A 773-nucleotide genomic window follows, 5' to 3' on the forward strand; every position below is an offset into this window, starting at 1 on the left:
ATTCTGGTTCCGTCGTTTCGCTCCGTGAACGTCGTCTGTCATATGGTTTCCGCCGATTGACGCCGGCTATAAGCAATGCCGATAACGATTGGCGCGCGTCGAGCCGCACTGCCGGTAAAGTAATCAACCATGTGCAGATTACTTGGATTCGCGACAGCCGGCAGCAACATCAGTCTTAACGATGTGCTCGGCATGCCTGCCGTGCGCGAATTCCGTGATCTCAGCGAAATTCACAATGATGGTTGGGGCACGTCGCTGGTCACCGTGCCGAACGAGTCTCCCTACCTTCGCGATGGCGGCGCGCCCACTCCGGAGACCGGCACGGCGATTTACAAGAACACCGTCGCGGCCCGTCACGATCCGATTTTCGAAAAGCTCGCCAACACCCCGGCCCGTGGCGGTCTGTGGCATCTGCGGCTGGCCAGCTCGAATCTCCCGCTGATTCTCGAGAACCAGCAGCCGTTCTACGCCAACGGTCTGAGCTTCATCCACAACGGCGACATTTCGGATGACCAGGGACGCAACATCATCACGAACCGTGCGTTCCCCGTCGATCCGAACCTCGTGCAGTCCACCGGTGGCCGTTCCGATTCGGCGATTTTCTTCGCGGTGATTCTCCAGTACATCGGTTTCGGTTTCGCGCTGGACGAGGCCGTGGCGCAGGCGGTTCGCGAGCTGCGCAAGAGCTACCCGAAGTCCAGCTACAACTGCATGATCCAGAGCCAGGACCAGTTCATCGCGCTGTGCGCGGCCGGACGCGAGGTCACTTCCGA

At 59.9% G+C, this 773-nt stretch carries 1 protein-coding gene; it reads left to right on the forward strand.

What is annotated here, in order from left to right:
• Positions 1-129: 129 nt before the first annotated feature.
• Positions 130-773: class II glutamine amidotransferase (locus tag B3C64_RS00205; protein ID WP_291532914.1), on the forward strand; the 644-nt coding region annotated here is incomplete at its 3' end.

Source organism: Bifidobacterium sp. UBA6881, assembly GCA_002451435.1.
Taxonomy (GTDB): domain Bacteria; phylum Actinomycetota; class Actinomycetes; order Actinomycetales; family Bifidobacteriaceae; genus Bifidobacterium.